Annotated in this window: 22 protein-coding genes; 7 read left to right on the top strand and 15 right to left on the bottom strand. The window is 58.5% G+C overall.

What is annotated here, in order from left to right:
* Window positions 1-17: 17 nt before the first annotated feature.
* A complete protein-coding gene (tkt, locus tag ADN01_RS07155; RefSeq protein WP_062418605.1) occupies window positions 18-2,036 on the bottom strand; it encodes a transketolase in 2,019 nt (672 codons plus the stop codon).
* A gap of 171 nt (window positions 2,037-2,207) precedes the next feature.
* Here tkt and ADN01_RS07150 point away from each other — a divergent pair, with 171 nt between their 5' ends.
* Genes ADN01_RS07150 through folB form a run of 3 tightly spaced genes read left to right on the top strand, consistent with a single transcriptional unit; the run spans window position 2,208 to window position 3,914 of the window.
* Window positions 2,208-2,783 carry a redoxin domain-containing protein gene (locus ADN01_RS07150; RefSeq protein WP_062418604.1) on the top strand — a complete coding sequence of 192 codons (576 nt, stop codon included), beginning with the start codon at window positions 2,208-2,210 and terminating at the stop codon, window positions 2,781-2,783.
* Window positions 2,783-3,568, top strand: coding sequence for a prolipoprotein diacylglyceryl transferase (locus ADN01_RS07145; protein WP_062418603.1), 786 nt, complete (start codon window positions 2,783-2,785; stop codon window positions 3,566-3,568). Before ADN01_RS07150 ends, ADN01_RS07145 begins: the two co-directional genes overlap by 1 nt.
* The gene (folB, locus tag ADN01_RS07140; RefSeq protein WP_062418602.1) at window positions 3,561-3,914 is read left to right on the top strand and encodes a dihydroneopterin aldolase; all 354 of its coding nucleotides are present in this window, start codon (window positions 3,561-3,563) and stop codon (window positions 3,912-3,914) included. The genes ADN01_RS07145 and folB overlap by 8 nt, the downstream gene beginning before the upstream one ends.
* Window positions 3,915-3,976: 62 nt before the next feature.
* On the opposite strand, the gene rffA is transcribed toward folB, so the two are convergent.
* From rffA to ADN01_RS07095, 9 genes are all read right to left on the bottom strand, one after another.
* Window positions 3,977-5,116 carry a dTDP-4-amino-4,6-dideoxygalactose transaminase gene (gene rffA, locus ADN01_RS07135; protein ID WP_062418601.1) on the bottom strand — a complete coding sequence of 380 codons (1,140 nt, stop codon included), beginning with the start codon at window positions 5,114-5,116 and terminating at the stop codon, window positions 3,977-3,979.
* Window positions 5,117-5,133: 17 nt separating this feature from the next.
* On the bottom strand, window positions 5,134-5,772 hold the full coding sequence (locus ADN01_RS07130; RefSeq protein WP_062418600.1) for a class I SAM-dependent methyltransferase: 639 nt from the start codon (window positions 5,770-5,772) through the stop codon (window positions 5,134-5,136).
* Window positions 5,769-6,479, bottom strand: coding sequence for a WbqC family protein (locus tag ADN01_RS07125; RefSeq protein WP_062418599.1), 711 nt, complete (start codon window positions 6,477-6,479; stop codon window positions 5,769-5,771). The genes ADN01_RS07130 and ADN01_RS07125 overlap by 4 nt, the downstream gene beginning before the upstream one ends.
* 3 nt (window positions 6,480-6,482) lie before the next feature.
* Window positions 6,483-7,451, bottom strand: coding sequence for a glycosyltransferase family 2 protein (locus ADN01_RS07120; protein ID WP_062418598.1), 969 nt, complete (start codon window positions 7,449-7,451; stop codon window positions 6,483-6,485).
* An 11-nt stretch (window positions 7,452-7,462) separates the two neighbouring features.
* Entirely contained in the window at window positions 7,463-9,487 is a 2,025-nt protein-coding gene (locus tag ADN01_RS07115) for a hypothetical protein (protein WP_062418597.1), read from the bottom strand.
* Window positions 9,488-9,633: 146 nt separating this feature from the next.
* Window positions 9,634-10,557, bottom strand: a complete 924-nt coding sequence (locus tag ADN01_RS07110) for an alpha/beta hydrolase (protein WP_062418596.1) — start codon at window positions 10,555-10,557, stop codon at window positions 9,634-9,636.
* 115 nt (window positions 10,558-10,672) lie between these two features.
* The gene (locus ADN01_RS07105) at window positions 10,673-11,845 is read right to left on the bottom strand and encodes a lycopene cyclase family protein (RefSeq protein WP_062418595.1); all 1,173 of its coding nucleotides are present in this window, start codon (window positions 11,843-11,845) and stop codon (window positions 10,673-10,675) included.
* Window positions 11,846-11,862: 17 nt separating this feature from the next.
* A complete protein-coding gene (locus tag ADN01_RS07100; RefSeq protein WP_062418594.1) occupies window positions 11,863-12,309 on the bottom strand; it encodes a YcgN family cysteine cluster protein in 447 nt (148 codons plus the stop codon).
* Window positions 12,306-13,034, bottom strand: coding sequence for an MBL fold metallo-hydrolase (locus tag ADN01_RS07095; protein WP_062418593.1), 729 nt, complete (start codon window positions 13,032-13,034; stop codon window positions 12,306-12,308). The genes ADN01_RS07100 and ADN01_RS07095 overlap by 4 nt, the downstream gene beginning before the upstream one ends.
* Window positions 13,035-13,146: 112 nt before the next feature.
* Between ADN01_RS07095 and ADN01_RS07090 the strand changes: the two genes are divergently transcribed.
* Window positions 13,147-15,117, top strand: coding sequence for a hypothetical protein (locus tag ADN01_RS07090; protein WP_062418592.1), 1,971 nt, complete (start codon window positions 13,147-13,149; stop codon window positions 15,115-15,117).
* Here the strand turns inward: ADN01_RS07090 and ADN01_RS07085 are convergent.
* A complete protein-coding gene (locus ADN01_RS07085; protein ID WP_062418591.1) occupies window positions 15,107-16,390 on the bottom strand; it encodes a hypothetical protein in 1,284 nt (427 codons plus the stop codon). The two genes, ADN01_RS07090 and ADN01_RS07085, sit on opposite strands and share 11 nt — an antisense overlap.
* 74 nt (window positions 16,391-16,464) lie before the next feature.
* Here ADN01_RS07085 and ADN01_RS07080 point away from each other — a divergent pair, with 74 nt between their 5' ends.
* Genes ADN01_RS07080 through ADN01_RS07070 form a run of 3 tightly spaced genes read left to right on the top strand, consistent with a single transcriptional unit; the run spans window position 16,465 to window position 18,352 of the window.
* Entirely contained in the window at window positions 16,465-17,031 is a 567-nt protein-coding gene (locus ADN01_RS07080; RefSeq protein ID WP_407936233.1) for a low molecular weight protein-tyrosine-phosphatase, read from the top strand.
* Window positions 17,031-17,936 carry a fructosamine kinase family protein gene (locus ADN01_RS07075; RefSeq protein WP_075071033.1) on the top strand — a complete coding sequence of 302 codons (906 nt, stop codon included), beginning with the start codon at window positions 17,031-17,033 and terminating at the stop codon, window positions 17,934-17,936. The genes ADN01_RS07080 and ADN01_RS07075 overlap by 1 nt, the downstream gene beginning before the upstream one ends.
* A complete protein-coding gene (locus ADN01_RS07070) occupies window positions 17,933-18,352 on the top strand; it encodes a hypothetical protein (RefSeq protein WP_062418590.1) in 420 nt (139 codons plus the stop codon). Before ADN01_RS07075 ends, ADN01_RS07070 begins: the two co-directional genes overlap by 4 nt.
* A 60-nt stretch (window positions 18,353-18,412) precedes the next feature.
* Here ADN01_RS07070 and secF read toward each other — a convergent pair whose 3' ends face one another.
* The 4 genes from secF to ADN01_RS07050 form a co-directional block, all read right to left on the bottom strand.
* Complete coding sequence (gene secF / locus ADN01_RS07065; RefSeq protein ID WP_062418589.1) at window positions 18,413-19,336, bottom strand: protein translocase subunit SecF; 924 nt, start codon at window positions 19,334-19,336, stop codon at window positions 18,413-18,415.
* 12 nt (window positions 19,337-19,348) lie between these two features.
* On the bottom strand, window positions 19,349-20,827 hold the full coding sequence (gene secD / locus ADN01_RS07060) for a protein translocase subunit SecD (protein WP_062418588.1): 1,479 nt from the start codon (window positions 20,825-20,827) through the stop codon (window positions 19,349-19,351).
* Window positions 20,828-20,934: 107 nt separating this feature from the next.
* Entirely contained in the window at window positions 20,935-21,984 is a 1,050-nt protein-coding gene (locus tag ADN01_RS07055) for a potassium channel family protein (RefSeq protein WP_062418587.1), read from the bottom strand.
* Window positions 21,981-22,709, bottom strand: a complete 729-nt coding sequence (locus ADN01_RS07050) for a PP2C family protein-serine/threonine phosphatase (RefSeq protein ID WP_062418586.1) — start codon at window positions 22,707-22,709, stop codon at window positions 21,981-21,983. The genes ADN01_RS07055 and ADN01_RS07050 overlap by 4 nt, the downstream gene beginning before the upstream one ends.

The raw sequence follows: 22,709 nt of genomic DNA, 5'->3' as shown, positions 1-22,709 counted from the left end.
CCTTCTCCCTCTTTCGCTTAATTCTCGATAAAACCGAGCAGCTGATGAGCCTGGGTAACCACGTTGGCGGCGGTGAGGCCGTATTCTTCAAAGAGCTTCTTGGCCGGAGCGGAGGCGCCGAAGGTGTCGATGCTGACCACCGCGCCTTTTTGGCCGGTGTAGCGTTCCCAGCCCATCTTGATGCCCGCTTCAACTGCCAGGCGCGGCTCGATATTGCGGGGAAGAACATGTTTTTGATAATCGCTGTCCTGGGCTTCAAACAATTCCCAGCTGGGGAAGGAAACCAGGCGCACGCCGTACCCTTCGGCGGCCAGCTGCTCGCCGGCTTCGATGATGAGCGACACTTCGGAGCCGGAGGCCATCAGAATAATCTGCGGGGCCATATCGCCAAGGTCGGCGAGGACATAGGCGCCGCGGTGTAAGCCGGAGGCAGAGGAGAAACGCTCGCGATCGAGGGTGGGGACATTCTGGCGGGTGAGGGCCAGCAGGGTGGGGCCGTTGCGGCGGCGGATGGCGGCAGCCCAGGCTTCGGCGGTTTCATTAGCGTCGGCGGGGCGGATAACATTCAGATTGGGAATGGCGCGTAAGGCAGCCAGTTGTTCGACGGGTTGGTGGGTGGGACCGTCTTCGCCCAGGCCGATGCTGTCATGGGTGAACAGCCAGATGGTGGGCAGGTGCGAAAGGGCCGACAGGCGGATGGCGGGCCGGTTGTAATCGGCAAAGACCAGGAAGGTGCCGCCCAGGGCGATGAGACCTTTATGCAGGGTGATGCCGTTGAGGATGGAGCCCATCGCGTGTTCGCGCACGCCGTAATGGACATAGCGGCCGTCGTAGGCGCCGGGCTGAATGGCGTGGGTGTTGGCCAGCCAGGTGTTATTGGAGGGGGTCAGGTCAGCGGAACCGCTGACCAACTCCGGCAGACGGGCAGCCAGCGCGTTGAGCACCTTGCCTGAGGCGGCGCGGGTGGCCATGCCTTTGGGGTCGGCGGGGAAGACGGGAAGGTCTTGATCCCATCCAGCGGGCAGCTCGCCCTGCAGGCGGCGCTGCAATTCAGCGGCTTTTTGGGGATCCTGTTTCTTGTAAGCAGCAAACTGCTGGTTCCAAGCTTTTTCCCACTGTGCACCGCGTTCCAGCGCCTGACGGAAATGCGCGAGGACATCTTCAGGGATGAAGAAGCGCGGCTCTTCCGGCCAACCCACACGGCTCTTGGCGGCGTTCAGCTCCTCATCCCCTGGGGGTTCTCCGTGGGCTTTGGAGGTATCCTGGCGGGTGGGCAATCCGTAGCCGATGTGGGTGCGGCAGATGATCAACGAAGGGCGGGGATCGGCCTTGGCGGCCTGGATGGCTTGATCGAGAGCTTCGACATCGTTGCCGTCTTCGACGTGCAGCACCTGCCAGCCGTAGGCCTGGAAGCGCGCCCCACGGTCTTCTGTGAAGGACAATTCGGTGCTGCCGTCAATGGAGATGCGGTTATCGTCGTAGAGGTAGATCAATTTGCCCAGTTGGAGGTGACCCGCCAGCGAGGCGGCCTCGGCGGTGACGCCTTCCATCAAATCCCCATCGGTGACGATGGCATACACATAATGGTCAATGATCGGGTTTTCGGGGGTGTTGAAAGTGGCAGCCAGATGCGCTTCGGCCAGGGCCATCCCAACGCCGTTGGCAAAACCCTGCCCCAGGGGGCCGGTGGTGACTTCGACGCCGGGGGTCTGGCCCACTTCGGGGTGGCCAGGGGTGATGCTGCCCCACTGCCGGAAGTGCATAAGGTCATCCAGCGAAACGGCAAAGCCGGTCAGATGCAGCAGGCTATAGAGCAGCATGGAGCCGTGGCCGCCGGACAAGACAAAGCGGTCGCGGTTGGCCCACTGCGGGTTTTGGGGGTTGAAGTGCAGGTGCCGGGTCCAGATGGTGTAGGCCATAGCGGCTGTGCCCATGGGAAGGCCGGGGTGACCGGAATTGGCGTTTTGTACGCCGTCCGCTGCTAAAAAGCGGATGGTTTGAACGGCGCGCTGCTGGATTTCCTTGGGGTCGGTCATGGGGGTATCCTCCGTATAATGAAAAATTGGGTCCTTGAAACAGGGTTTGGACACCCTGCTGTAAGCGAGAAAAAATGGCGGCAGCCATTCTTATCATTTTACCATGCAGGCTAATGGCTGGTGAATTTTCATTGCTTGACATAACTTCATTCTCCCCGTAAGATTGAGCGCATGAAAATCACTCTGGGCCCTTTGACGCGAAAAGGTTGGCGCTGGATTTCAGCGGTGGTATTGACTGCCGCGGCGCTGTGGGTGGTGGGGACGGCGCAGTTTGGGCCAAAAACCGAAGCCGCAGAGCGTTCAACCGCGCCGCAGGAAGGGTTCAGTGCCCCCGGATTTACCTTGAACACGTTGGATCAGGACAGCCTGACGCTGGAGGATCTGCGCGGGCAGGCGGTAATTTTGAACTTCTGGGCCAGCTGGTGCCCGCCGTGCCAGGAAGAGATGCCGGCGATGCAGTCTGTTTATGAGACGTTTGCGGATCAGGGGCTGCAAATCGTGGCGGTGAACCTTGCGTTTCAGGACAGCACAGAAGCGGCTCAAAACTTTGTGGATACGCTGGGTCTGACTTTTCCGGTGGTGATGGACGAGGACGGCGAGGTGGCGCGGCAGTACCGTATCAGTGCGCTGCCGACCACATTTTTCATCGATGCAGATGGGGTGATTCAAGAGGTGGTCATGGGCGGCCCGCTGAGCGATGCGCTGCTGTACACCCGCGCTGAGTCCTTGCTGGAAGGGGTGCGCTGATGCTGCCGACCCTGCAGCTTGGGCCTCTTTCTATTCAAACGCCGGGGCTGATCCTTCTGGCGGCGCTATGGATTGGCGTATCTCAAGCCGGCCGCCATGCACCAAAATTCGGTTTGAGCTCAGTCATGATCGATAATATCACCCTGGTCGGGCTGCTGGTGGGAATTGTAGGTGGACGGGCGAGCTATGTGCTGCAAAATTTACCCGCCTTCACCCGCGCGCCTTTGAACATCATCGCTTTGAACCCGGAGCTTTTTGATGTGTGGGGCGGGCTTTTGGCGGCTGCCCTGGCGGTGCTAATCTACACCCAGCGCAAAGGGCTGGGGTGGGCGGAGACGTTTGATGCGCTGATGCCGGCGGCCGCGGTGGTGATGGTGGGGTTGGGCCTTTCGCACCTGGCGGCTGGAAGCGCCTACGGGCGCCCGACGGACCTGCCTTGGGGATTAAATCTATGGGGGGTTCCGCGCCACCCAACACAGGTGTACGAGACGCTTTTGGCGTTGGGGGTGGGCATTTTAATTTGGCCGCGGGAAGCAGGAAAATTGGGCGTTTTTGGTTGGGGGGTGCGGCCAGGCGGCGTTTTTTGGGGATTTTTGGCTCTGAGCGCGCTGGCGCGTATTGTTTTAGAGACCTTTTTGGCGGAACAAACGCTGTGGCTGGGTTGGCTTCCGGCCGGGCAGGTGATTGCCTGGGGTATTTTGGCTGTGGGGGTTTTTGCTGTAGGAAGGCGGCTGGTGTTTGTGGATGAACCACTTTCAGAACCAACAGGAGTGACAAATGGATAAGGTTTTGGTGAAGGACTTGTTGGTGCGCGGGGTCATTGGGGTGAGCGACCGGGAACGCGCCGAACCGCAAGATATTCTGATCAACATCATTCTCTACATGGACACTTCTGTGGCAGGGGCGACAGACCGCATCGAAGACAGCGTCAGCTACAGCGTGGTGGCGCGCAAGGTCTTTGCTCTGGTTGAAACAGCCCACCGCTACACGGTGGAAGCGCTGGCGGAGGATATTGCCCGCCTGTGCTTGCTGGAAAACAAAGTTCAGCGGGTGATGGTGAGGGTGGAAAAACCGGACGCGGTGCGCTTTGCGCGTTCGGTGGGCGTGGAAATTGAACGCGGACGCGAGTGAGCCGCGCAAGTGAATTAAATCAGTACGCTGCCCGTCTCAAAGTTCAGACGGGCAGCGTTTTCTTAGAAGGTGAAATCGTGCAGGGCAGAAATGACCTGTTCCAGGGCGGAAGTGGTGAGGGCGTTGTGGAAGGGCAGGCGCAGGAGCCGGTCGGAGACATCTTCCGTGACGGGGCAGTCCCCCGGGCGGCCGCCGAATTGCTGACCCATATCCGAAAGATGCAGGGGGAGGTAGTGAAAAACGCTGTAGATGCCGCGATCTTTAAGGTGCTGAATCAGGCGGGTGCGGATCTCCAACGAGGGCAGCAGCAGGTAAAACATGTGGTAGGCCTGCTGGGCATCTTCTGGCACGAAGGGCAGGCGTACGTCGTGTGCGGAAGCCCAGGCAGATAAGCCGGCTGCGTAGGTTTCCCAAAGACACTGCCGCCGCGCTTGGATGGTCTGCCAGGCTTCCAGCTGGCCAAAGAGGATGGCGGCCAGAATGTCGGAGGGAAGGTAGCTGGAGCCGACATCCACCCAGGTGTATTTATCCACCATGCCGCGGAAAAACCGGCTGCGATTGGTGCCCTTTTCCCGGATGATCTCGGCGCGCTCCACCAGATCGGGCTGGTTGATGAGCAGGGCGCCGCCTTCGCCGCAGGTGATGTTTTTGGTTTCGTGGAAACTTTGGGTGGCTAAGGCGCCCATGGTACCCAGGAAACGGCCTTTGTAGCGCCCAAACAGGCCGTGGGCGTTATCTTCCACCACGGGCACCTGGGCGCGGGCGGTGATTTCGAGAATGGTATCCATTTCACAGGCCACGCCGGCATAATGAACAGGGAGAACGGCGCGGGTGCGGGGGGTGAGGAGGGCCTCCAGGCGGGTTTCGTCCAGATTGAGCGTATCGGGGCGGATGTCAATGAAAATGGGCCGCGCACCGCGCAGGACAAAGGCGTTGACAGTGGAGACGAAGGTAAACGAGGGCACAATCACTTCGTCCCCCGGCTGAATATTCAGCAGAAGGGCGGCCATTTCTAGGGCGTGGGTGCAGGAGGTGGTCAGCAGGGCGCGGCGAACCCCCAGTGTGGTCTCCAGAAAGGCGTGGCATTTCTTGGAATAATAGCCGTCGCCGGAAATGTGCGCGCGGGAGAAGGCATCCTGGATGTATTCCAGTTCTTTCCCGGCCAGGGACGGGCGGTTGAAATCAATCACGGGAGCGGGCATGGCAAATTTCCCCACGGCTATTTGCGAACCAGCAGGGTGAAGTCGTAAACGGTGTAATCATGCAGCAGGGCCACGTTGCGAGAAAAATGGGTTTTGCAGTAATCAAATAAGTAGCACGGGTCAGCATAATACAGGTCGGGACGCATCTTCTCGGGGTCGGAATATTTGGTGAGGAAATTGACCGAGAAACCGCGGCGAGAACGTTCGTTCATCACCTTGAGACAATCCAAGACAAAGGGGGTCCACTCCTCGTAAGCGGCGCGCAGCTTCATGTTGAACACCCCGCAAGCCACGGCATAATCGGCGGTGGGTACCTCGGAAAGCTGGTCGGTGAAGAGGAATCGGTCTGTATCGGGGTAATCCCGCTGGCCTTGTTCGATCATGGATTGAACGATGTCATAGCCGATGTAGCGGGTGAAGGGCAGGTGGACATCCAGCATGTACCCGGCGAAGGCGCCGTAGCCGCTGCCGTAATCCAGCAGGGTGAAAGGCTGCGAGGGGTCAATGATTTTGGCGAGCTGATCAAAACGGATGCGGCGGGCATCATCAGAATTCCAATCCACACCGCGGGCGGTGGCGCCAAAATTTTCCAGGGTTTTCGCGAAGTATTCGCGAACCTCATCCAGGTGGTTTGAGGAGAGCGGTGGTTGGGTCATTTGGGGGTGTCCTTTTGTTCCACAATGTAGTCCAAAGCATCTGGACCGGTCATGAACAGCAAATCCAGAATGGAAACCTGGCCTTCGAAGGGCGGATACAGCTGGGGGTAAGAAGGGTAGGAATACTGCATGTATTCTAACGCAATCCCAGCCTGACGGAGCTTATCTTCTTCCAAATAATCACGTGCAGAGGGGCCGGAGAGGTAGTGGGTGGCGCCCAGCTGGGTGAGGATGGACAGCAGACGGTCTGTTTTGACACCGCTCAGGCCGGTGAGCTGCGAAGAGCGCAGGAAACGGGTGTGGGTGATGCCCAGCAGGCGGGCCAGGGCGACGGTCTGCGGGATGGTCAGATCGGTGAGGTAGGTGGGGCGGCTGAGATAGAAGGCCGAGAGCTGGCTGGCGTAAGCGTCAAAAAATGGGGCGCGGGCATAGTTGGTCTGCAGGGCGTTCCAATGTTTTTTGGCCCAATCGGTCTGGTCGTTGATGCGGATTTCGTGGATGGGGGTGTGTTGGCTTTCGACGCCCTTATTCAGGACGGGGATGGTGAGCCACTGCGGCCCCTGCGGGGTTTTGATGCGGTTGCGGTTGCGCCAGCCGTTCTTGTCATATTTGACGTCGTCATAAAAAACAAACACATCCGCCAGGGCAATTTGGTGAAAATACCCGCGCCAGGGGATGTAAGACGGCTGGAGGATGACCACGCGCATGGTTCAGACGTCCTTATCGGAGACCGGTGGGGTTTGTTGATGGATGACGTAGGTGGGGCGGTCCATGCTGCGGTCGAAGATGCGCGCGAGGTACTCACCGAAGATACCGAGGGCAAACATCTGCATGCCGGAGAAGAGGGAAATGATGGAGGCCAGGAAGGGAAAGCCGGGAATGCTGCCGAGGGTGAAATAAATGGCGACCACGTAGATAAACACCGCCAGGCCAAAGAGGGTGAACAGGAAACCCACCCAGCTGGCGATGCGCAGGGGAACGGTGCTGAAGCCGGTCAGGATCAAAAAGACCTGAGCGGCCAGACGGGCGAAATTGTAGTTAGAATGACCGATTTTGCGCGGCTCTTCGTGGACGGGCACGCTGGTGAAGCGGGAGGTGCCCCAGGAGAGGAGTACATCAATGATCACGCCCGGACTTTGGTAATGCAGAGAGGCGTCGCGCAGGTGGGTGCGGAAGGCGCGGAAGGCGCTGATTTCGCTGACGGTGGGAATGCCCATGACGAAGGCGAGCACTTTTTTGGTGAGGCGGGAGAAGAGATTGCGCCAGAGGGCGTGTGGAAGCTTGCGGGGAAAGCCGTAAACGACATCATAGCCCTCGTTTAATTTGGCCAACATGGCGGGGATTTCAGACGGGGGGTGCTGGAGGTCGTCATCCATGGTGACGGTGACGGCAAAGCGGGCGCTGCGCAGGCCGCACAGCAGGGCGTTGTGCTGTCCGTAATTGCGCATGAGGTTGATGCCGCGCAGCCAGGGGTAAAGCTGGCAGAGGCGCTGAATTTCTTCCCAGGAGGCATCCCGGCTGCCGTCGTTGACCAGAATGACCTCATATTGACCGGCTAAAGAGGGCAGTTCGGCGGCCAGGGCCTGAACCAGCAGGGCCAGGGAGGGCTGGCTGTTATATACCGGCACCACCACGGACAGCGATTCGACCGGCAGGGCGGAAGTTCCAGCTTGGGTCATGGCTGCTTCCTTTACTGGGGACATTCGATCTGTTCGCGCGCTCCAGCCAACGCCTGAGCGTCGGCGCCCTGGGGAGCCGTTTTGGCTTCCAAACGGCTCAACAAGCGGCAGAGGGGGCTTTGCAGGCTGTGGGCGAGCTGGTCGGTCTTGACGGCCATATCTGCGGCGGGCTGCCAACGCCCGGCACGGGCGTAGCCTTCGACAAAGAGCATGTATTCAGAAGGCTCAGCCGGCTCAAAACCTTTAGAAAAAGCCTCTTCACCCAGGGAAACCACCTGCTCCCAATTGCCGGTCTGGCGGGCGAGATCGGCTTTTTGATAATAATAGCACCAGCCGTGCTCAGGCTCTGCGCCGAAGATGTGGGCAGGCGGGCTGGCGGGAGAGGCGGGATCCGGGATGACCTGATTGAGGTGCGAAATCTTGAGGGCTTTGCGGACCTCGCGCGGCAGGATGGGCAGGTCGTCATCGCGGCTGGGCGAAAGCAGGCGCAAACAGCCCGGCGGCGAGTAGAAATAGACCAGGGCCTGATCGGTGCTGCTTTCAAAGCGGGCGCTGCGGTATTCCTGCACCACCGGCAGACCTTTTTCCAGAGCGGGAATGGCCGCGCCCAAACGGACTTCGGTGAAGGCCAGGAAATAGGGCAGGGTATTGGTGTGGTTATCGGGGGCGTAGAGCCAATTGAGGGGGGCGGTGAGGGAATTGTCGCTGTAATAGATCAGCGGCATTTTCTGAGTGACCAGGAGGGTGTTGGGTTTGAGGGCGGGGGCACGCCAGGAAAGCTGCCAGAAGAAATCCTTCTGGGTGATCCATTCGCGCCGGTAAGAATTGGCGGTTTCAAAATTAGACCCCACGGCCATGGCCACAACCAGCGACAGCAGCACCACGCGCTGAAGGTGCTTGCGCAGCAGCCATTCCAACAAGCCCACGGCGAAGATGCAGCTGCCCAACATAAAGGCCAGGGAGAAACGATCCCAGGGGAACTGCACGCCCAGGGGCAGGTTGGTGATCCAAAACGGCCAACCGGCAAAGAGCATGGCCAGGCCGCCGACGATCATGGCCTGATGCGACCAGGCTACGCGCTTGTGCGGTTCGGCAGATTCTTCGGGCAGGAAGCGCAGTACGGCCAGCAGAGTGAGGAGCAGACTGGCTGTGGTGATGAGCCAGAAGGCAGCGCCAGAGACGTTGGCAAAATCTTCGAGGGCGGGGAAGCGAAAAGGCAAGGCCCACACCAACCAGGAGGAGGTGAACACATCCTGCACCACCCGGTAGAGCAGACCGCCAGCGGCAGCTACCGGACTGGCGGCAGCGGCATCAATCAGCTCGGGCTGGTAGGTGGGGAATTCAAAGACGAACACGCGCCAGATCAAGAAGGCCAACATGGCTCCCAGGTAGGGCAGCCAATGGAAAAACGCGGATTTGGCGCGCTCTTTCCAGGTGGGGATGTATTCGCGCAGCACCAACCAAAGCAAAATCGGGCGGATAAGATCCAGGCCGACATAATACTCGGTGGAAAAAGTGCAGAGGGCAAAAGTGAGCACGCCCAGGACCGTCCACAGCCAGCGGCGTTGGGGTTGGCGGACGGCGGCCAACATGCAGCCCAGGGAAAGAATATAACTGGCCAGGAGGATGAAGCCGTTGCTGTACACCACAGAGATGGGCTGCTGCTTGAAGCCGGGGAAAACGGCAAATAAAACCGCAACCCAGGCGGCGGCCATGCGCCGTTCGGGCCAGATTTTTTGCACGGTCCAATATACCGCCAGGGCAGTGAGCCAGCGCGTGACCAGGCCGAAGATCTGCCAGGGGAGGGGGGAGGTCTGGAACAGGGCGGTGGTGATGACGTAAATGCCCGCCAGGAAGGGACGGTCGGAAGAAAATACCTGAGTGAAACCGGCTGGGCCTAAGGTGTGAGCGAACCAGACCATGGGCCAATCATCCCAATAGAAACCCAGGGCGGAAGCCAGGAGCCCATAGGAGGCGATGCAGAGGATGAGCAGGAATGCAGGAAAGCGCAGCCAGGACCAAAAGCGTTTAAACACGCGAAGAATGACTCCTTGCGGCAGAGCCGGTGATCTTGAAAAACGAAACGGGCAGCCCAGTGAGGAGTGCCCGGAGCAGGTGAGCTCAACGGGCCAGGGTTTGCCGCCCGACTTCGAATTTTACCATGAGATTGGAGCGGTGAGCTTTAACCGCGGGGGATGGCCTGAATGTCGCGCAGGAAGTTGTCCACCTGCTGTTCGTAGGCAGTGGGATTGGTCCAGAAAGATTCGGCGTGTTCGGCCTGGGGGGCCAGGTAGATGCGGGTGAGCCGACTGTTTTTGGCCGCGGCCAGCAGGGCGATGGACATTTCTTTGGGGACAAAAGTGTCTCGATCCCCGTGAATCAAGAGGATGGGCGCCTCAATTTCCGGCATTTCTCGCAGGGGCGACACTTTGCGGAAGGCCATGCCGGTGAACGCCCAGCAGATCATGCTGGAGACGGGAAGCAGCGGAAAGGCAGGCAGGTGAAATTCGTTCCGCAGGCGGTAAGCGAGCAGTTCATTAAGATCCGAGAAGGGGCAATCCGCGATGACAAAAGAAATCCGCGGGTCGAGGGCGGCGTGCTGCAAGGACAGGGCGGCTCCCAGGGATTCCCCAAAGACGCCCACCTTGCCGCCGGTGCCCAGCTTGTCGTAGGCCCAGGTGACCACGGCTTTAAGGTCTAATTTTTCGTAGAAACCAAAGGTGGTGTTCCACCCGCCAGTCTTTCCGTGGTGGCGCAGATCGTAGATAAGCACGTTGAAACCGCGCTTGCGGAACATGGGCGCGTATTTCACCATGCCGAACAGGCTGTATGTGAAGCCGTGCGAAAGGACAACGGTTTTGTTGGCGTTGGGATGCGGGATATAGATGGCGTTAATCAGGTAATTGTGAGGCGAGCGGATTTTGACATACTGCTTGGGCCAGCGGTTAAATTCTACCTCGTCCAGTTTGCCGTGGCGGACCTCAAGTTCATAAGTTTTTTCGGAAGGGATGACATTGGGCAGCACCACACGCCCGGCAAAGTATAAGCCAGCTCCCAGAATGACGGCGAGAAGCCCGATGAAGATCCAGATCACGAAAGAACTCATTTTGCCCCCACTGCTGGAAACCTAGAGGTATTTTTCATTGGTACTTTTAACCGGCCTGATTTTAACCGTCTTTCGGAAATTGGGGAAGGTGCGTTGACGGATGAGATGAAGAGGTCTAGACCTGTCTGGAGCGGATTAATTTGAACAGAGCCGACAAGAAAGGCCAGGGGTTTAAAGAAGCCATGAGGAGGATGTTTTCACCGATCGTGGCATCTTCGTTGAGAAACCGAAAAAGGCGATGGATGGGATTGTGCATGAAGAGGTCGGTGAAGATCCCCTTCATTTTCGGCCCCTGACGCTGCATGAGCTGGAGCATGATGCGGTCGTTGAAGCGGGCCAGGGCTGGGTCGGCGGGGATGTGGAAGGGGTGGTGGTGTTGGGTGAGGGAACGCACCACGGCGGCGGAATCGCGCTGGATGCGCAGGAAGGCGTAGCCGGTGGAGGGCTTGACGCGCCCGCCGATGGTGCCAATATTGAGAATGCGCTGACCCGCGCGGCGTGGGAAGGGCTGATCGGTCATGGGGATGACGCCGGATTCCTCGGCCTCGATGCGGTAATGGGTGAGCTTGAGCACGTCCTGAATGTAGGCTTTCAAGGCCAGATCATATTCGGCAGGGGGGAGCAAATCTGCTGAAAAGAGGGTATATTCCACCAGGGCTTGACGCGGAGAGAAAGGCAGGATATAGACAAAGCGCATCACGCCGTGCTGGGGCGTACGGAAATCAAACATGGTCGGGCGCTGGGGGTTAAAGACATCCGTTTCGGTTTCAATTTCCCAGCCTTTGAAATGCTGTTTGACATCGTGATAGCGAGGGTCGGTGATTTTGAACTCGGAGGAGCGAAAGAGGCTGTTAAAGACCCACTCCGCGGCATAGGTTTGGCCGCCAGCGGTGACCTGGGCGTGCTGGCTGCCGTCCTGCACGGATTCGACCGGGGCCTGGAGAAAGGTCACATTGGGGAGGCTGCGCAGGGTTTCTTGGGCGTGGCGGTAGAAATCAATGCCGCGCAGCATGTGATAACGGAAGGGAGCCAGAGCGTAGGTGTGGGAGAAACTTTCGGACTCAAAGGCAATTTCATCCCAGGAGCGGTAAAGAATGGGCTGATAGCGGCTGGGTTGATCGGACCAAAAACACCAGGTGCGGTCATTTTGTTTCTTCTGCTCCAGGTCAATGATCAGCATGCGTTTGTCGCGCAAGGGACTGTCGGCCAGGTGTAGGGCCAGGCTGAGACCCGCCGCGCCGCCGCCGGTGAAGATATAATCATAGGTTTCGGTGTGATTTTGACCCATCTCATCCTTCCTGTGGGTTAGCCCAGCCAATCGACGATGTAGTCCTCTAGATTATCCATGTCCACTTCGTTTTCTGCCTGGGTTTTCCAGCGCACAGAGATTCCGGCTTCGTGAACAGTAGAAGGGTCACCGGAAACGAGGGGATGCCACCATTCCAGGTCTTTACCTTCGGCCAGCAGCCGGTAAGCGCAGGTTTTGGGCACCCACTTGAGCTGTTGGACGAGGTCAGGGTTGAGCACCAGACAGGTGGGCATGAGCACGGTGCGCTCATGGTAGGCGGTGCAGCGGCAGCGCTGGGTATCCAGCAGGCGGCAGACCACATCGGTGTAATAAATCTCACCGGTCTCTTCGTCCTGGAGCTTGTACAGGCAGCAGCGCGCGCAGCCGTCGCACAGGGATTCCCATTCCTGCGGCGACATTTGTGCCAGGGTTTTGATTTTCCAGAAAGGTTGGGTGGGGGTCATGGGGCGAACTCCAGGGCGGCGCCGACCTGAAGAGGCCGGGCGCGCTGGCCGAGTGCGGTTTGAATGTGTGCGATGGCGGCGTCACCGGTGCAGTGAGCCGGGGAGAGGGTTTGAATGGGAAGGGCATTGAGCGCGGTGAGAGTGTCATCTACGCTTTCGGGCGAGGCATCTTTGAGGTGGAAACCACCGCCAACCCAGGCGAAGGGAGCTGAATACTGCGCGTAGGCACGCTGGGTGACGCGGACAATGCCGGGGTGGGCGCAGCCGGTGAGCAGCACCTGGCTGTGCGGGAAGCGGGTGATGAGGGCCTGTTCGGGAGTGTTTTCAGAAATCTCGCCGGTGGTGTACCAATCTCCGACCAGATGCGCGGGGGCGGTGATTTCCTGATACGGCCCCAGGGCCTGAAACCGGGCTTTGTAGGCCTCGGGGGTGGCGGCTAGAAAATAGATTTTTTCCGGCTGGGCGCCAGCCTGGATGAGCCCGGCCAGGCCGTCGGTGTGATCTTCGTGAAAATGGGAGAGGAAAACGCGCTGGATTTGGGTGGGAGAAATGCCCAGGGCGGCCATGTTGTGCAGCAGGGTGGGGCTGTCGCCGCCGGTGTCGAAGAGCAAGTTCAGCCCTTCTTGTTCCAGCAGGGCAGAAAAGCCCCAGGCTTCTTTGAGGGCAGGGTTGGTGCTGCGGTTGTCGTATAAAACGGTAATGCGTAGGGCGGATTTGCGGTTCAAGCGGCCTCCGGTGGATTACATTGGGTGTATTGTAGCAGAAGACTTCAGGAAGCGGGGTGAGTGCGGGTATAATTAGGCGCGCCTGACCCATCTCTTGCTACGAAAGAACGCCATGACCCCTGAACTGATGGAAGCCTCTCCCTCCACCGCTCCAGCGGAACCTGCCTCCGAGCGCCCGTTGAATCTGTTCACGGCTGCGCTGCTTCTGCTGTTTTTTCTGACGCTGCTGCGCCGGGCGTGGATCTGCGACGACGCCTATATTACCTTTCGCACGGTGGATAATTTCATCAACGGCTACCGGCTGACCTGGAATGTGACCGAACGGGTGCAGGTGTTCACCCATCCTTTGTGGATGTTTTTGCTGAGCTTCTTCTATTGGATCACGCATGAGATTTACCTGACCAGCCTGGCGATTTCGGCGGCGGTGACCGCGGTGACGCTGGGGATTCTGACGCGCAGTCTGGCTAAATCGGCCTGGGGTGCGGGGCTGGCGGTCTTGGGTCTGACGGTTTCGAAAGCCTTTGTGGATTTTTCGACCAGCGGCCTGGAAAACCCACTCAGCCACCTGCTGATTGTGGTCTTTTTTGTGCTGTTCTGGCGCATGCCGTCTGGGAAAAACAAGGCCTTCTGGTTATCGTTTACGGCCTCGTTGGGGATCCTAAACCGGATGGACACGGCCCTGGTGTTCTTACCGGCGCTGGTTTACACCTTGTGGGAACAGCGCAAAGTGAAAAATGTGCTGTGGTGGATGGCCGCGGGGCAGATTCCCTTTTTGGTGTGGGAGGCTTTCGCCGTATTCTATTACGGGTTTCCCTTCCCGAATACGGCCTATGCCAAGTTGAATACGGGCATCCCCTCCGGTGAGTATGTGCAGCAGGGGCTGCTGTATCTGCTCAACTCGATCCAGTTTGATCCTATCACGCTGCTGCTGACGGCGGCGGGAGTGGGTGCAGCGGCAGTGCAGCGCGACAAGCGCGGGCTGCTTCTGGCGGCGGGCATGCTGGCGTACCTGGCGTATGTGGTCAAGGTGGGCGGTGACTTTATGAGCGGGCGCTTCCTGACCGTTCCGCTGATCTGCGCGGCGATTCTGCTGGTGCGCTTGGATTTGCGAAAGGTGCAGCCCTGGGCAGCGGCGGGGTTATACGCGTTGGTGCTGTTGGTGGGCCTTTCGGAAAAGAATGCCACCCTGCACATTTCCGATTATGGTGAAATTGACCGCGGGCCGGTGCACGTGGGCAGCCACGGCGTTTTGGACGAGCGTATGCTGTATTACGGCGGCACCGGTTTGCTGAACGCGGAACGCTTTTTACAGCTGCCCGATTTTTATTGGGGACAGTACGGTGAGGCTGCCAAGAACGAAGGCAAGGTGGTGGCGGATAACTACGGCATTGGGCTGTATGGGTTCTTCGCAGGGCCGGATGTGTATGTGTTGGACCGGCTGGCTTTGGCAGACCCGCTGCTGGCGCGTATTCCGGCCAAACGCATGGTGAATTGGCGCATTGGCCATATGGAGCGGATTTTGCCGGAGCGCTATCTGCAATCACTAATGCTTCAGGAAAATAAGCTGGAAGATGCACAGCTGCGTGAATATTACGACAAGCTGCTGCTGATCACCCGCGGCAGCCTGAGCGATCCGCGGCGCCTGGTGGAAATTTGGAAGATGAACACCGGACAGTACGAGCACCTGATTCAACGGGACGCTTACCAATACCCTGGAATGCAGCGGATTTCCGCCGAGGCGGTGAGCACCGTATGGGCTAACGGCACGGACTGTTCGATGGGAATCGTGATGGACGACAGCGGGGTTGAAGTGCAATTCCCAGAAATCCTCCAGGCCGCGTGGATGCAGGTGGGGGCGGACCACAACGATCAGTACGAGTTGGTGTTCCTGAAGGCTGGAGAAGAACTGGCGCGAATCCGGGTCGGGACGGCCTATTTGAGCGAGCCGGGGGGCCTTTCTGCGCGGGTGACGGCGGTGCCGGACAAAGCCGTGCGTGCAGGCTACGACCGCGTGCGGGTGCTGCCGTTGGTGGGGAGCGACGAACGCTACTGCCTGGGGACGCTGATCCCGCTTAATCCTTAGACGCAGATAACAGCTGATTGAGCCAGCCCGAAATGCCCTGGGCTGGCTTTTCTGCGTTCACCTGCCCACTCTGACCGTGAATCATCACCGAAAAATCCTGCTGAGCGAAGCGATAGCGGGTCAACCAGACTGGGATCAAAATTAATTTAAACGATTCGATGAACATGCGGCTGGAGGAGACTGTGAGCTGACCGATGGACTGGCCCCGTTCGGCGCGAATATCCTCCTTTTCTTTCTCCAGTGCCATCGCCCGCGCTTGCAAAGAGGCTTCTGCGATGGGAATCTGGTAGGTTTCGGCGGGCCAGTGCGAGAGATATTTGGTGTGAAAGGGCTGAATGGTGTCCAGGCAGGTGCTTTCGAGGGTGGGGCGGTGGACGGCGGGCAGGGAACGGGTGGCTGTGACGAGCACATTCTGGCGTGAAACGGGGTGATCTTCGGCGGTGCTCACTTCGCTAATCATCAGATTGATTGCATACCGGCTTTGGATAAAGCCGCCGAAATTGAAGGCCCATACCGGCAGGTAGACACAGCGGGCGGGCAGCACCTGGGGCAGGGTGTCGAACTTCTGCTGCTTGAACCACAGGATGAGGGCTTTGCGGGCCTTGTTTTCAGAAATCTGAATGGGGACGACCGCGGTGGGCGGGATGATCTCGCGGGACTGCGTGTTCTGGACGACGTAATTACTGCCGCAGTAGGGGCAAACCATGCTTAACTGCTGAGGGGTGAGCAGAAAGCTGGCGCCGCAGCCCTGACAATCGAGTACCTGGGTGGCGGTGGGTTGACTGAACCCGCGCGCAGTGGCCAGGGTGGTGACAAAGTCATGCTCCACCGCGGGCACGGAGGATGAGTGGGTGGGGGAATGAATTTCACAATATTCGCAGGTCAGGCTTTGACCGTCGGGAGAATAGGTCATGCGCCCGCCGCACTGCGGACAGGTGAAACGATCGGCTTGCGGCCTTTGCAGATCGGAAATTGGCTTGGGCCGGAACTGGTTGGGGTCAATGACTTCCTGGGCGTTAAGTTTGCCCTGCAGGATGGCCAGCTTTTTCCTGGCGCGCATGTCGGTGGGGTCCTGGCTCAGGAGGTCCTGCAGCAGGAGGACGGCCGAGGGTGGATCGGCGATTTCGCTCAGCCAGAAGAGGGCCTCGCTGCGTTCTGAGAGGGGCGGATCGAGGCGCAGCACCCATTCCAAATAGAAACGGGCTTCCTGCACTTCGGCTGCCTTGGCCGCGGCACGGCCTCTGAGTAACAAATCCCGTGTGCCATCGCTCATGCGGAAGATCTCCTTATGATGGTGATTTTAACCGAGAAAGGACAAGGGCGGGGGAAAACCGGGAGGGAAGTCACATGGAGGCGGGAGAGGGGCATGGTAAAATCTTAAAGGCTGCCCGAATGGTGCGGCGCCAGGTTTCGAAAAAATTAACTTTACAAGAGCTGAGGATCATGACCCAACGAAAGATACGCGTGCTGTTTGTCTGTACCGGTAATATTTGCCGCTCTCCGATGGCTGAGGCGGTGTTTCAGCATTTGGTGAACGAGGCTGGGTTGACTGACCGGTTTGAGATTGCATCGGCAGCGATGACTTCCTGGGAAGTGGGTGAGAAGATTCACCCCGGGACGATGGCGGTGCTGCGGGCACATCGGGTGGACTTTCGTCAGGAAAAACGCGCCCGGCAGATCACGCTGGATGATTTTGATACCTATGATTTTGTGGTGGCGATGGATGAAATAAACCTGCGCGAGATGGCGCAGATTGGCAAGACAGCCCCGCGTTTGCTGGAATTTGCTGAAGGCAGCAAGGTGCTGAACGTGCCTGATCCCTATTATGACCACAATTTTGAACGCAGCTACCAACTGATCAAAACAGGCTGTCAGGCACTGCTGCGCAAAATCCGCGAACAAGAGAAGTTCTAATGTCTGCGCCGGACGGCTTAACCCTCCTTCGTCATGCGCTTGCGCGCTGCGGGGACGGCACGCCAATGACAGACTGCCAGGCGATGGGCACCGGCAGCGGCCACCGCCTGATACGGGTGGAGACGGAGCAGCGGCTGTATTGTTTCAAGTGGAACCCCAACCCTCCGGCAGGGATGTTTTTGGCAGAGGCTGAAGGGCTGCGAGCGCTGGCCGAGACGCACAGCGTTCGGATTCCGCAGGTGTACGCGGCAGACCAGGAGGAGTACGGTCTGGGCTGGATTCTCATGGAGTGGATTGAGACCAGCCGGTGGGGAGAAATGAATTGGGAAGGGCTGGGGGAGAGTCTGGCGCAGATGCATACCTGGGGGGCCGGGGGGTACGGGTTTTCCGGGGACAATTATCTGGGGGCGGCCCTGCAGCGCAATGCATGGAATAGGGATTGGGTGCAGTTTTTTGCTGAGCAGCGCCTGGGCTTTCAGCGCGATTGGGCGGCGCAAAACGGCTGTTTGCCGCCGGAACGTGCCCGCCGTCTGGATTGGCTGATCGCACACCTGGGGGATTTCCTGGAGGGGGTGCCGCGCCAACCGGCGCTGCTGCACGGCGACCTATGGGGTGGGAATGTGCTGGCGGGGCGGGCCGGTGAGGCGGTACTGATTGACCCGGCGGTGTATTTCGGCGACCGTGAGGCGGAGATCGCTTTCACAAAGCTGTTTGGGGGATTTTCGGCGCGTTTCTATCAGGCTTACCAAAGCGCGCAGCCGTTGGATCCCGGTTTTCACGAACGGGCGGATTTGTATAACCTGTATCATCTGCTGAACCATCTGAATTTATTCGGCGAAGGTTACGGCGGCGCGGTGGATGCGATTCTGCGGCGCTATGCCGGGTTGGTGGGGACAAAGCGATGACACGCTTGCGGTGGGCGCGTTTGTGGATTGGAGGGGTGCTGTTTTTTAACGTTCAGTGCGCCCTGGCGTTTTTGATCCAGCCGCAGGCGTATGTGGGGGCGTTTGAGCTGCAAGGCACGGCTGGTGAGGTGATGGTGCGCAGCATGGGCATTTTGTTCTTGATGTGGAACGTGCCGTATGCGTTTGCACTGTTGCACCCGGTGAAAAACCGCCTTTCACTGCGGCAGGCCTGGCTGATGCAGGCGATTGGCTTGATGGGCGAGGTGGTTTTATTGGCGACCTTGCCGGAGGGACACGCACCTTTGCGGGCGACAACTGCCCGCTTTATCTGGTTTGATGGGGCGGGTTTGCTGGCATTGACGGGGGCGTTAATGATCACAAGGTCTGGCAAGGAAGCGGCGCAAGAGAAAAAGTAACGGCTCAGGGTAACCTGAGCCGTTGAAAAGCGGAGGAAAGCAACTGCTGCTGAAAGGACTTTATGCAGAGGCTGTTTTGCTGCCTTTGAACCAGGTCTTCCATTCGCGCTTTTCCCAAACCACCAGGAAGGGGGCGGCGATGAAGATGGAAGAATAGGTGCCCATGAACAGACCGACCAGCAGGATAATGGCGAATTCACGCAGGGTGACGCCGCCGAAGAGAGCCAGAGCCAGGAGCATGAACTCGGAGGTCATCAACTGGGTGTTGATGGAGCGCTGCAGAGTCTGCACAATGGAGTGATTGGCCAATTTTTCGAAATCCAGCTTGCGGAAGATGGCGCTGTTTTCGCGGATGCGGTCAAACACCACGATTTTGTCCTGGACGGAAAAACCGATGACAGTGAGCAGGGCGGTCAGGAACAGCGAGTCGATCTGCCAGCCGAAGAAGTGCCCGCCGATGGCGGAAATACTGAGCACCACCAGACCGTCGTGGAGCATGGCGATGATGGCGCAGACGCCGTAGCGGAAGGCATGGGGGATGCCGCGGAAAGCGAACGTGATGTAAAGAATCACGCCCAGGGCAGCCACTGCCACTGCCAAACCAGCGCGGCTGGTGACTTCTTGACCGATGGTGGGGCCGACCGAGTCGAAGCGCAGGACGACGGGTTCTGCGCCGAAGCGTTCAGTCATGGCCGAGATGATGCTGGCGCGGGTGTCATCATCCACGAAAGAAGAGCGGATGATGAGGATGTTATCGCCGCTGGTCTGGACATTGGTGTTGGTGATTCCCAGTTCCTCGTAGAGCTGGATGACATCGGCAGGGGCAGGGGCAGCGATGGTGTCAAATTTGACTTCGAGCAGCAAGCCGCCAGTGAAATCGATGGCCAGGGGCAGACCCATGACGGCCATGACAATGAGACCCGGCACGATCAGCACTAAGGATAAAGCAAAGAAGAGATAACGTTTCCCAAGAATATTGAGCATTTTTACAACCTCCTAGGCGCCATACCAGCGGGCAGTCTTGGTGATTTTGAGGCCATCCACGGCCAGACCCAGGTAGGTACGGGTGATCACGATGGCACTGAACAGGCTGATGGCCACACCCAAAGCCAGGGTGAGCGCAAAGCCTTTGACCATGCTGGCGCCGAAGGCAGAGCCAAACCAGAAGAGGATGGCGCTGGTGATGAGCGTGGCGATGTTTGAATCGCGGATGGACGGCCAGGCGCGTTTCCAGGAGATGTCCATAGCCTGTTTGAGGGTACGGCCGGCGCGAAGCTCTTCTTTCAGGCGTTCAAAGATGAGAATATTTGCGTCCAGCGCGCCGCCTGTTGATAGCAGGAAGCCAGCAATGCCTGGGAGCGTGAGGGTGACCGGGATGAGCTTATAGACGGCCAGAGTGATCACGGCGTAGCTGATGATGGCCAAAATGGCGATGGCACCCGGGAGGCGGTAGTAGATGGTCATGAAAAGGATGACCAGCAGGAAACCGATGAGGCCAGCCAGGATGGACTTATTCAGCGAGTCCTGACCCAGGGTGGGGCCGACAACGCGGGTTTCCACCACTTTGAGGGGGATGGGCAGGGAACCATAGCGCAGGGTAATGGCCAGGTTGTTGGCTTCTTCGTAGCTGAAACCATTCTGCCCGCCAGAGATCTGGCCGCGGCCTTCGGTGATGGCCGATTCAACGCGGGGGGCGGAGACAATTTTCTTATCCAGAACGATGGCCAAGAATTTGCCGACGTTCTTGCTGGTGTAATCGGCGAAGATGGCTGTGCCGTCATCTTTCAGCTCGAAATCAACCACGTATTTGCCCAAAGCATCAGTGGTGACCGAAATCGATTTGATTTTGTCACCGGTCATGACCGTTTTATAAACTTTTTCGGGCGTGGCTGTGGCGTCAGCGGGCTGGGGTGTGGCTTCAGCATCCGGCACAACGAGGGTGCCCTGAGCTACGGCGGTGCGGCCGGCTTCCACCGTTTTAACAATGGTTTCTTCGGTGGTGAGGGTGGGTTCCGCGCTGGCCTGGGGATCGGCAGGGGCGGCAGAAGTGTTCTGTTCCGTCTTCAGCACCGTACCGTCGGGCAGGTATTCATCGCCTAAATCCACGAATTCAAGCTGGCCGGTTTCTTTCAGCGTGGCGACCACTTCTTCGGGATTCTTGAGGCCGGGGAATTCGCCCATGATGCGGCGGTCACCAGCAACCTGGAATACGACCTCACTGACACCGAGGCCGTTGGCACGGTTTTCAAGAATCTGCCGGGCGGTTTCCAATTGGCCGGCGTCAACCACGGCGTCAGCGGCGACATCGGCTTCCAAGAGGACCTGAAGGCCACCTTGCAAGTCTAAACCAAGCTGTAAATTACCGGGGCGGGAAAAATCACCGATCTTTAAGGGCTGTTCTTTCGGGATATCCACCCAAATGGCCACCCCCAACAAGATCACAATCAAAACAATGTTTACTAAGCGTCGACTCATTCGTCAAAGGCCTCCGATTCAAACAAATTCCAGCCGTTGGCTGGCGGGGTAGGGACGATTATACCCCCGATGAGAGGGAATGAGTAGGGGAGCGGAAAAGCGGGGAATTAATGGTGATTGGCGTGCACCAAAAGGTTGATCTGGTTGGGGCTGCCCAGGAGGGCCAGGTCGCAGCCAGCGGTCAGGCGCAGCGCACCCTGGGGATGATAGACACGCTGGCCGTTTTGAATGATGAGTACGATACTGACCTGGTACTGGTTTTCGACCTCTTCCACGGTTTTACCGATCAGTGCTGAGTCAGATTGTAAGACAAATCGCGCCAGACTGTTGGCCTGTCCGTCAATGGTGATGGGCGGGGTGATATCCACATTGGCGGCGGAGGCAGCGAAAACGGGAGCGGCCATGCCGGTGGCGCTGAGGGCTTGAAAACCAAACTGCTCCTGTAGGGCGTGAGCGAAGTCGTCATCGAAAATGCGGACGATGACCTGGATATCGGGGTTCATACTGCGTGCTTTGAGGGCGATTTGCAGATTGAGGCTGTCATTTTGGGTGCATAGAACGATGGCGCGGGCGCTCGGAACTCCGGCGCTGGCCAGCACCACCTCGCGGCGGCCGTCATCTTCAATGACGGGAATGCCCAGGGCGCGCACAGATTCCATCAGATCACGGTCGGATTCGATGGTGATGACGGCCACGTCCTGTTCCATCTCGTGCAGTTTATGGACGACGCGGTAGCCTAAGTGGCCTAAGCCGATGAGCACTGTGTGGTGGTTGAGGGTAGATGCAACAGCCATTTCCCATTCCTTAACCCGGCTGCGCCGGTTGAACAGCATCACGCCAAAATCGGTTAGGCCGCGCGCCAAAAGGGCAAGACCAGCGATGGGCATGATGAAATAGAAGAGCTGCAAATACCAGCGGGTGGGAAAATCGCCGCTGGACTGCAAAAAGGTCATGGTCAGAATCTGGTAAGCGCTTTCGATGAAACTGCGGGTGGGGGTGCTGGAATTTTGTGAAAGGGCATGGAAGAGCGCCCCGCCGCCGACGACGAGGAGGACAAAAAAAGCCAGCGGAGCGCGAAACTCTCGGAGCAGCAAGAAGGTGTCGCGCAGACTGGCTTTCCATTTACGCCGGGTGCTGTTATGGATGAGGTCGCTCATGCCATAGAGGAATCCTGGTCATTAAGCACCGGAATGCGGACGGTCATACGGCGGATAGAATCGCGTGCGCCGGAACGCGTGCGCAGGACCACCACCGACATATCGTCGTTGGGCTGACCCTGATCCAGGCGGATGGCATCCGCAAGGATGGTATCGGCGATCTCCTGTGAGGTAGGTTCTTGATCTTCGAGGAGGGATTCCAGGAGCATGCAGATATCCAAACCCTGGCCGATGCGTGAGCCTGCCTGGAGGAGGCCGTCCGTATAGAGTACCACGGTGGTGCCGGGTTCCAGGGGAATTTCGGTGATGGCGGGGCGGATGTTGCGCGAGCCGCCGATGGCAACGGATTCACCTGAGAGACATTCGATGCGTTCGCGCTGGGCGATGAAGATGGGTGTGGGGTTGTTGCGCGCAATCACCAGGGTTTTGGTTTCCAAATCGGCGGAGAGCACGTTGAGGTAAGCGGTGGCGTGGCCTTCTCGTTCGGTGTACAGCAGATCGGAAGCCGCGCGCACGGCAGCGCCGTCGCGAATGCCCTCGGCCAAGAGGGAGATGACTTTGCGAACTACCAGGCTCGAGATGGCTTTGGCGCTTTTTCCAGAGGCGCGACCATCGGCGAGAACGACAGAGACCCCCCCCGAAGGGCGTTCCACAATTTCCAGCGTGTCACCGCTTTCGAGGGAGCCGTAACGATTGATTTTGGCGACCGCGACTTGAATTTCCAT

This window comes from Levilinea saccharolytica (genome assembly GCF_001306035.1).
Classification (GTDB): domain Bacteria; phylum Chloroflexota; class Anaerolineae; order Anaerolineales; family Anaerolineaceae; genus Levilinea; species Levilinea saccharolytica.
The sequence above is the reverse complement of the archived record's forward strand: the minus strand, read 5'-3'. Positions and strand labels throughout refer to the sequence as shown.